Source organism: Parasphingopyxis sp., assembly GCF_052168295.1.
In the GTDB taxonomy this organism is placed as follows: domain Bacteria; phylum Pseudomonadota; class Alphaproteobacteria; order Sphingomonadales; family Sphingomonadaceae; genus Parasphingopyxis.
In genome coordinates this window covers 1-7,339 of record NZ_JBQLZN010000038.1, presented here as the reverse complement: position 1 = coordinate 7,339, position 7,339 = coordinate 1, and the positions used below count along the sequence as shown (strand labels likewise).

At 65.5% G+C, this 7,339-nt stretch carries 12 protein-coding genes; 9 read left to right on the top strand and 3 right to left on the bottom strand.

The window, feature by feature from the left end; all coding sequences use genetic code 11:
- Positions 1-116: 116 nt before the first annotated feature.
- Positions 117-728 (bottom strand): YdeI/OmpD-associated family protein, encoded by a 612-nt coding sequence (locus ACTS1Z_RS06580; RefSeq protein WP_442623653.1) that lies wholly within the window; start codon positions 726-728, stop codon positions 117-119.
- A 191-nt stretch (positions 729-919) separates the two neighbouring features.
- Between ACTS1Z_RS06580 and ACTS1Z_RS06575 the strand changes: the two genes are divergently transcribed.
- The 4 genes from ACTS1Z_RS06575 to ACTS1Z_RS06560 all read left to right on the top strand — a co-directional run bounded on the left by ACTS1Z_RS06575 (position 920) and on the right by ACTS1Z_RS06560 (position 2,973).
- Positions 920-1,252 (top strand): hypothetical protein, encoded by a 333-nt coding sequence (locus ACTS1Z_RS06575; RefSeq protein WP_442623652.1) that lies wholly within the window; start codon positions 920-922, stop codon positions 1,250-1,252.
- A gap of 188 nt (positions 1,253-1,440) precedes the next feature.
- Positions 1,441-1,983, top strand: a complete 543-nt coding sequence (locus ACTS1Z_RS06570; RefSeq protein WP_442623651.1) for a hypothetical protein — start codon at positions 1,441-1,443, stop codon at positions 1,981-1,983.
- Positions 1,984-2,123: 140 nt separating this feature from the next.
- Positions 2,124-2,474, top strand: coding sequence for a glycine zipper 2TM domain-containing protein (locus ACTS1Z_RS06565; protein WP_442623650.1), 351 nt, complete (start codon positions 2,124-2,126; stop codon positions 2,472-2,474).
- Positions 2,475-2,559: 85 nt separating this feature from the next.
- The gene (locus ACTS1Z_RS06560) at positions 2,560-2,973 is read left to right on the top strand and encodes a hypothetical protein (protein WP_442623649.1); all 414 of its coding nucleotides are present in this window, start codon (positions 2,560-2,562) and stop codon (positions 2,971-2,973) included.
- A 7-nt stretch (positions 2,974-2,980) separates the two neighbouring features.
- On the opposite strand, the gene ACTS1Z_RS06555 is transcribed toward ACTS1Z_RS06560, so the two are convergent.
- Positions 2,981-3,571: an SOUL family heme-binding protein gene (locus ACTS1Z_RS06555; RefSeq protein WP_442623648.1), complete on the bottom strand. Its 591-nt coding sequence runs from the start codon at positions 3,569-3,571 to the stop codon at positions 2,981-2,983.
- A gap of 97 nt (positions 3,572-3,668) precedes the next feature.
- Here ACTS1Z_RS06555 and ACTS1Z_RS06550 point away from each other — a divergent pair, with 97 nt between their 5' ends.
- Complete coding sequence (locus ACTS1Z_RS06550) at positions 3,669-4,106, top strand: DUF1330 domain-containing protein (RefSeq protein WP_442623647.1); 438 nt, start codon at positions 3,669-3,671, stop codon at positions 4,104-4,106.
- An 18-nt stretch (positions 4,107-4,124) separates the two neighbouring features.
- Here the strand turns inward: ACTS1Z_RS06550 and ACTS1Z_RS06545 are convergent, their stop codons facing one another.
- Positions 4,125-4,346: a hypothetical protein gene (locus ACTS1Z_RS06545; protein WP_442623646.1), complete on the bottom strand. Its 222-nt coding sequence runs from the start codon at positions 4,344-4,346 to the stop codon at positions 4,125-4,127.
- A gap of 118 nt (positions 4,347-4,464) precedes the next feature.
- Here ACTS1Z_RS06545 and ACTS1Z_RS06540 point away from each other — a divergent pair, with 118 nt between their 5' ends.
- The 4 genes from ACTS1Z_RS06540 (at position 4,465) to crcB (ending at position 7,240) form a co-directional block, all read left to right on the top strand.
- Complete coding sequence (locus ACTS1Z_RS06540; RefSeq protein ID WP_442623645.1) at positions 4,465-4,965, top strand: hypothetical protein; 501 nt, start codon at positions 4,465-4,467, stop codon at positions 4,963-4,965.
- Between the two features lie 68 nt (positions 4,966-5,033).
- Positions 5,034-5,747: a hypothetical protein gene (locus ACTS1Z_RS06535; RefSeq protein WP_442623644.1), complete on the top strand. Its 714-nt coding sequence runs from the start codon at positions 5,034-5,036 to the stop codon at positions 5,745-5,747.
- A gap of 127 nt (positions 5,748-5,874) precedes the next feature.
- Positions 5,875-6,633, top strand: a complete 759-nt coding sequence (locus tag ACTS1Z_RS06530; protein WP_442623643.1) for a hypothetical protein — start codon at positions 5,875-5,877, stop codon at positions 6,631-6,633.
- A gap of 229 nt (positions 6,634-6,862) precedes the next feature.
- Positions 6,863-7,240, top strand: a complete 378-nt coding sequence (crcB, locus tag ACTS1Z_RS06525; RefSeq protein ID WP_442623642.1) for a fluoride efflux transporter CrcB — start codon at positions 6,863-6,865, stop codon at positions 7,238-7,240.
- The last annotated feature ends 99 nt before the right edge of the window (positions 7,241-7,339 follow it).

The window sequence follows — 7,339 nt, the reverse complement described above, 5'->3', positions numbered from 1 at the left end:
TGGGAGGTCGGGAGGGCGGAGCGGGCCGGTGCCGCGCTCGACCGATAGGTCGAGTCTGACAAAGAATCCTGCCGCGATTTCCCGTAAGCGAAATTCCGACGATCAAATTCCCGCGCTCAGCATTTCTCGTACTTCCAGTTGCGCTTCTTGCCCTCGGCCAGCCATTCGATGGCCGTCGCGATCCGCTTGTCGCGTGTCGCTTCGCGCTTGGCGCCGGCGATCCATTCGACATAGTCGCGCTGCGCGCCGGGCGGGAAGCCGTCGAAAACGGTCCGGGCCTTCGTATCAGCGGCGAGCGCCTCGGCGAAGGGTTCCGGCAGCGGCGGGACCTCGATTGCCGGTCTCGTCGCCTTTCTGGGCGGCCCCGCTTTTTCGAGCGCGATCGCCTGCCGGGTCAGCGCGACGATCGCATCGTCGGGCGGGAGATCGTCCATGCTCTCGATCCGGCCGAGCCGTCCCATCGCCTCTCCGGCCTTGTCCTCCAGCCCCAATCCGTCGAGGTCGAACTCCTTGTCGCGCGAGAAACTGAGTACGGCATGGCGTTTGAAGCTCGCCATGATCGCCAGGGTCCGGCCGTCATAGAGAAAGGCCGGCACGCCCCATTTGATCCCCTCTTCGATCCCCTCGTCCACGCCATGCACGGTTTCGCGGATGTGGCGCAGGATGGGTTGCGCGAAGGCGGCCGTGCGCTCTTCGATATGGGTGTCGATCCGCTTGTCCCGGGTCATGGCGAGGCTCCTGCATTGGCGCGGAGCCGATCTCTACCGCATAGCGGCTGCCCGTTCCAGCGGGCGGCATATGATGGCCGCTTGTCGCGCACACCGCTCCACTGGCCGCACGACTGGAACCGGGCGTGGCGTCCCGCGCGTTGGTTTCCCGACCGCATGATTGTCCGGTCGCCAGTATGAGGAGACTAGTAATGCGTAACACTATCCTTGCCCTGGGCTCGGCCCTGTTGATCGCCGCCCCTGCCGCCGCGCACGATCGGGACTACCGGTCCGCCGAAGAGCCGCTCCGCGCGCCGATCGCGGGTGTCGAGAATGACTATTGGTTCGATTATCTCGCCGATATCCGCGAAGCCGAGCAGGAGCTGCAGAGCGATCTCGCCCGCGCGACCGATCCCGAAGACCGCAACGACGCCTGGGACGAATATCGCAACGAACTGGCCGATGCGCGCAGCGACTATGCCGGCGAGATGGCCGAACGCGGCTATCGCGAGGGCCGTGTGATCTTGGGCGCGGTCGACCGCTAAGGTCTCCATCGCCCGGTGCCGGGGCGGACGAACGCCGTTCGCCCCTCCCCTGAACCCGGACGGTCCCGCCCCGGCACGTCGATTTTTGCACCATTTGTCCAGCTATCTCAGTTGGTCATCCATCGAAAAAGGCTGGGCAATTCGCCCCGTTTCCTGCCATCAGGGCGCTGCGTCAAAGGGAGACGACCATGCGCCCGCTTTTGTCCATCATCGCCGCCATCGCCATGGCCGGTGCCGCCATACCGCTTGCCGCGCAGAACCCGGCTCCGCCCGAGCCTGCCCCGGAAGCCGTCGAGCAGCTTCGCCATGTGATCGGCCTGTGGGACGTCGAAACCGATTTCATCGGGCCGGACGGCGAGGTCCAGCGCACCTTTACCGGGCAGTATCGCTTCGGCTGGGTCGTGCCCGATCGGGTGGTGTCGGGCATGAGCGCGATCCCCGAGCTCAACCAGGCGTCCGCCATCCTCTTCTTCGTGCGGCCGAGCCGCAGCGAGATCGAGATGACCTCGGTCGCCGCGGACGGGCATCTGTGGCGGATGGTGGGGCCGGACACGAGCGAGACGCGCACGACGCCGAACACGCCGATGGCCGACGGCACCACGATGATGCTGCGCTTCACGCGCTATGACGTGCAGGAAGACAGTTTCCGGTCCCGTATGGAGATCTCGACCGATGGCGGCGAGAGTTGGGAACTGGGCAACGAACAGCGGTTCGAACGCGCGGACGACTGATCGCGGCGCCCGCCATTCGTCGCGCATGGCGAACCGCTGGTCGCGGCCGCCCCAGCGGTTGCCCGCCGTTCAGGTCGCGATTGTTAGCAATTGTTTGCGCGGGGACGAACTGACATACTCATCGCCGAAAGGATTGATCGATGCGCACTGAAATCTTTGCTTCCGCGGCTCTTGCCGCAGCGGCCTTCGCCGCGCCGGCCGCCGCTGCCGACGGATGGTCCGCCCCGCAACAGGGCTTCACCCAGATCGCCTATTATGATGACGACGACGACGATTATTATCGCGGCCGCGTCTGGCGCGATCGCCACGGCCGCTATCGCTGCCGCCGCGACGATGGCACGGTCGGCCTGCTGGTCGGCGGCGGTGTCGGTGCGCTCATCGGCCGCGAGATCGACGGCGGGCGCAACCGCGCCACCGGTACGATCATCGGCGGCGTCGCGGGCGCGCTGATCGGCCGCGAGATCGACCGCAGCGACTCGCGTTGCGAATAGCCGGCGCTTTCGTATCGCCAACACTTTCCCTGCCGCGTCCCCCGGCTTAGACTGATCGTCTGGCTCCCGGGCCGCGGAGGGATGAGTGGACGCACCGCCGACGCAGTATAAGGTTATCGAACGCGGCCGGAAGCTGATCGTGCTCGAGACGGCGACCAATCTGCCGCCAAAGCAGGCCCGCGACATGAATCCGAGCGCGCATACGACGCGCCGAATCGAGCGTCCGGCGGAAGCGGAGACCATCGGGTCGGCGCAGGCCAAGCATGAAGAGCAGTCCGAAATCAGGACGCTCGACGATTTCGAAACGCGGATGGACGGCCTGCTGCGCAGCGCCAGCGGCAAGGAGGGCCTCAACCCGGCCTCGATCGGCATGGGCGCGTTCGGGTTCGCGATGATCCTCGCCATCATGATCGGCGGGCTGACCGGTTTCCTGATGGCCGCCGCGGCGATCATCATCGCGGGCAATATCGCACTGAAGCGCTACGGAAAAAGGCTCTAAGCGGCGGCTAGGCGACGGGGATCAGGACCTCGTTGCGGCGCAGCGGGCCGGGGATGAAGGGCGAATTGTAAAAGGCATATTCGGCATCGCCGGCGGGCTCGAGACTGTTCGCCGCCATCCATTCGCGCAGGATTGCTTCATTCTCGGCCAGCATCGCATCGTCGGCGCTGCCTGAAAAGCGGATCGCGGCGACCTTGCGCGCGGGCTGCTCGGTCAGTTCCACGCCAGGCGCGGGATCGGGCAACTCGCTCTTGTGCAGTTTGCGCGGCATGACGAAGCGGGTCCGCCACCCGTCGCCCTCCTGCGCGCGATCGGAGAGGACCGGAGAGGTCATTGCGATCTTCTTGCCGGGGCGCGAGCGCGCGAAGATATAGTCCGCGAGCACGCGGAAACCGTTGCCGAGCGCCGTCTCGCGCTGGCCGGCTTGCACCGTTTCGGCCATCATCATTGCCGGATAGGCGCGCAGGGCGAAGCGGCCCTCCTCGACGAGCAGGTCGTACTCGGGCTTCTCGCTGTTACGCTCGTTCAGATAATAGGCGGCCGCGGCCACTGCCGCCGTGCCGGCCGCCGCGGCGGCAATCCATCGTGCTTTTCCCATGACGCCGACTGTGCCGCGAAACGCCGCGCGGCGCAAGCGGATGGGCGCCGCGGTCCCGCACCTTGACGCTGGCACGCTCGCAGGCGACGGTTGACGCATGAGCGATGAAAATTATGTCGACCCGAGCCGGGTCAATTTCGATGCCTTCAAGGCGCTGGACCGGGACGAGCCGGTGGCGATGCTGAACCTTGTGCGGTTCCGCGAGAAAGCCGCCTATCCCGACGATCATCCGCTGGCCGGAACGGGTCTGAGCGGCGCCGAGGCGTATGCGAACTATGGCCGCGACAGTGGACCGATCTTTGAGCGGGTCGGCGGTACGGTCCTATGGTCGGGCGAGCCGCAATCGATCGTGATCGGACCCGAGGACGAGCGCTGGGACACGGCTTTCGTCGCCTATTATCCGAGCGCCGGCGCGTTCCTCGAGATGGTCACCGATCCCGATTACCGCAAAGCCGTTATCCATCGCCAGGCCGCGGTGCAAACCTCGCGCCTGATCCGCCACAAGCCGCGCGACGCGGGCAAGGGGTTCGCCTAGCGGGCGAAGCGCGCGCGGCTAGATGATGCCGCCGCCGAGCATCAGGCGCAGCCCGCCGACGATCAGCACGATGATGTTGAGATTGCGGCCGAGATTGCCGTCCGACAGGACGCCGAGGATCAGCCCGATAAAGGCGACGGGCAGCATGAACCAGTTGACCCAGCCCAGAAGCGGAATGAGCCCGACAAAGGCGAGGATCGCCGCCAGCAGACCCGCCAGGATCGAGAGAATATTGAGCATCCGTCGTCACCTTCCCTGAAAAATCACTGTATTAGTGATATGGGTCACTCCAAGCTGTCATTCAAGGGCGCTATGGGGCAAAAGCGTCAGGACGACGACAGAAAAGGGGACTATGTCGATGCGGAAAGGATATGCGATTGCGGCGCTCGGCCTGCTAACTCTGGCGGCCTGTGGCGGACCTAACGAACAGGTCTATCGCGGGCCGGACGGCGAGGAAGTGCGCGTCGAGCGCGACGGCAGCGGGACGACCACCTATCGCCGCGCTGACGGCGAAACGGTCGTCACGACGGGCGATGCCGGCACGGCCATGCCCGGGGGTCTGCCGTCCTATCCGGGTGCCAGCGGCGCCGGCGGTTTTCAGATGAACGCAACCGGCCGGGACGGCGGATCGGGGCAGGTTTCGAGCTTCACCACCTCCGACGCGCCAGCCGACGTCATTACCTTCTATCGGAACGCGCTCGAAGCCGGCGGTTTCGAGATCGCCGCGACGATGGATATGGGCGAAACGCAGATGATCGTCGGCGAACGCGCCGACGGCAATGGCGGCGTCCAGATCTCGGCGACCGCAGTGCCGGGACAGGGCACGACGGTTTCTGTGATCGGCGGCGAGGGCGGCTGAGCGGAACTTGCAATTGCCGCCCATGCCCGCTTAACTCCCTCAATCCATAGGGCAATTGGAGGGGGAACATGAAGAGGACGATCATGCTGCTGTCGGCAGTAGCAGCGCTCGGCGCATGCAGCGGCGACACGGCGGAGGGCGATGCGCAGGATGAGGCGACGGACGCGGCGGCCGAGGAGAACGCGGCGGAGCCCGACTACAGCTTCCTGCCGCATGGCGGCCCGCTATTTCCCGGTGCTGACGAAGCCACTGTCGAAGAACATGCCGTGTTCGCCGACAGCTATGAGTATCGGTTGGATGCGCCCAAGCTTGAGATCGCCCAGTTTTATGGCGACTATATCGCACAGAGTGGCAGCATGCGTGTCATCTCGGCCGGCATCCGCACCGAGACCGGCCAGTCGATCCGGATCAACGGCAATATCGTCAACGCTTATCGCGCCGATGACGAGAGCTTCAACGCCGATCTGACGACGGGCATTACCACCGCGATACCGCTGCATCCCGAAGCGCGGACCGACACGCTCGACGCGCGTGACGAGGGCAGCACGCCCTATGTCAGCTATCAGGTCGACGATTCGATATCGCCGATGGACCTGCTCGCCTTTTATGAGGACGCGTTTCGCGAACAGGGCATGGAAATCCGCGAGCTCGGCGTGACCGGGCAGGGTGAGGATTTTCGGCCGAACCTGCAGGCGACGATCGGCGATGCGATGGGCGGCGGCCATTCCGTGATCGTCAAGGCGACCGGCTTCACGCCCGATGGGCAGGTGGCCGAAGAGTAGATCGGCGCGGCAAAAGAGGGTTAACCGGGCGAAAACTTACCGGAACGTTACCGGTTAACCATTTTTCTCAATGCGTTGATAACCTTTTCGCGCGACATCTGCCGCTCCTGACTGGGAGAAGCGGAAGATGCGCGCGAAGAATTTTGCCTGCGGCGCGGCCGTCGCACTGAGCCTGGCGCTCGGCGCCTGCGGCACGGGCGAGCAGGCCGAGACCGATGCCGATGCGATGGACGAAGCGCTGCTCGGCGAGGCGGACAATAGCGATCCGGCGCTGACGACAGCGCTCGAAGACCAGATCATGGTCGATCAGGATCTTGCCGGTCAGTCCAACGCCAATGCCGCGCTGCCCGGCGATGCCGTGAGCGGCGCGCCGATCCCCGAAACCCTGCATACGGTCAGCGACGCGCAGGCGGCGATCGATGCGCGCCGCCTGCTCTCCGCGCCCGAACCGACGGTCGGCCGGGAACGCGACGGCCGCAGCGCCGGTCGCGGCGAAACGACGCTCGGCAGAATGGCAGACAGCCAGGCCGCCGATCTCGATGTCTGCGACGGCACGGTCGAATATGGCATGGCCTGGGCGTCGTCGCTGCCGCCCGAGTTCAATCCCTATCCGGGCTCCGAAGTCGTCGAGGCGGCCGGTTTCAACCAGTCCGGATGCCGGATGCGCGTCGTCAGCTTTCGCTCGTCGGCGGACATGGATCGCCTGATCGACTGGTACTACACGCGCGCGATCCGCGCCGGCTATTCGTCCGAACATCAGCTGCGGCATAACAATAACGTGCTCGGCGGTTTCCGCGAACGCGACGAAGGCGCCTATTACATCATCTTCGCCCCGCGCCGCGGCGGCGGCACGGCGGTAGATGTGGTAACGAGCGCGGGGCGGTAGTTTTTTTGTCAGACTCGACCTGACGGTCGAGCGCCGCAGTTTTCTTTTGTCAGACCTTGCCTTCGGCTCGGCGCGGCACCGGCCCGCTCCCCCTCCCGACCTCCCATGAGTGTACCCTGTTTGGGAGGTCGGGAGGGGGAGCGGGCCGGTGCCGCGATTTTCCGAGCGGAAAATTCTGACAATCAAACCCTCACTGGCGGTGCGCCGCGCACTCGGCTAGATCGCGCCCATGCCTCATCTCCTTCTCGTCATGGCGGGCGGCGCGATCGGCGCGGGACTGCGTTTCCTGTTGGGGCGCTGGACGCTGCACCAGTTCGGCCCGGCGTTTCCCTGGGGCACGTTGACGGCGAATATCCTCGGCGGGCTGGCGATGGGCATCCTTGCCGGGCTGCTCGCGCGCTTCGGCACGGGCGGTGAGGGTTGGCGGCTTTTTCTCGGCATCGGCATCCTCGGCGGTTTCACGACCTTTTCAGCGTTCAGCCTCGAAACCGCGAACATGATCGAGCGCGGCGCGATGGGGCTCGCTGCCGGTTATGCGCTGGTCTCGGTCGTTGCGTCGGTCGCGGCCCTGTTCGCCGGGCTCTGGCTCGTGAGGCTCGCGGTATGACCGAGACGTTCAGTGACGATGTGCGCCAGTTCACGGTGGACGCGGAGGATGACGGCATCCGGCTCGACCGCTGGTTCAAGCGCAACCTGCCCGAGGCGA

Bases quoted from the DNA above. Each gene is read 5' to 3' on its own strand.
- ACTS1Z_RS06555 (WP_442623648.1), bottom strand. From the start codon at position 3,571: ATGGGAAAAGCACGATGGATTGCCGCCGCGGCGGCCGGCACGGCGGCA.
- ACTS1Z_RS06575 (WP_442623652.1), top strand. From the start codon at position 920: ATGCGTAACACTATCCTTGCCCTGGGCTCGGCCCTGTTGATCGCCGCC.
- ACTS1Z_RS06530 (WP_442623643.1), top strand. From the start codon at position 5,875: ATGCGCGCGAAGAATTTTGCCTGCGGCGCGGCCGTCGCACTGAGCCTG.
- ACTS1Z_RS06580 (WP_442623653.1), bottom strand. From the start codon at position 728: ATGACCCGGGACAAGCGGATCGACACCCATATCGAAGAGCGCACGGCC.
- ACTS1Z_RS06540 (WP_442623645.1), top strand. From the start codon at position 4,465: ATGCGGAAAGGATATGCGATTGCGGCGCTCGGCCTGCTAACTCTGGCG.
- ACTS1Z_RS06570 (WP_442623651.1), top strand. From the start codon at position 1,441: ATGCGCCCGCTTTTGTCCATCATCGCCGCCATCGCCATGGCCGGTGCC.
- ACTS1Z_RS06545 (WP_442623646.1), bottom strand. From the start codon at position 4,346: ATGCTCAATATTCTCTCGATCCTGGCGGGTCTGCTGGCGGCGATCCTC.
- ACTS1Z_RS06535 (WP_442623644.1), top strand. From the start codon at position 5,034: ATGAAGAGGACGATCATGCTGCTGTCGGCAGTAGCAGCGCTCGGCGCA.
- ACTS1Z_RS06550 (WP_442623647.1), top strand. From the start codon at position 3,669: ATGAGCGATGAAAATTATGTCGACCCGAGCCGGGTCAATTTCGATGCC.
- crcB (WP_442623642.1), top strand. From the start codon at position 6,863: ATGCCTCATCTCCTTCTCGTCATGGCGGGCGGCGCGATCGGCGCGGGA.
- ACTS1Z_RS06565 (WP_442623650.1), top strand. From the start codon at position 2,124: ATGCGCACTGAAATCTTTGCTTCCGCGGCTCTTGCCGCAGCGGCCTTC.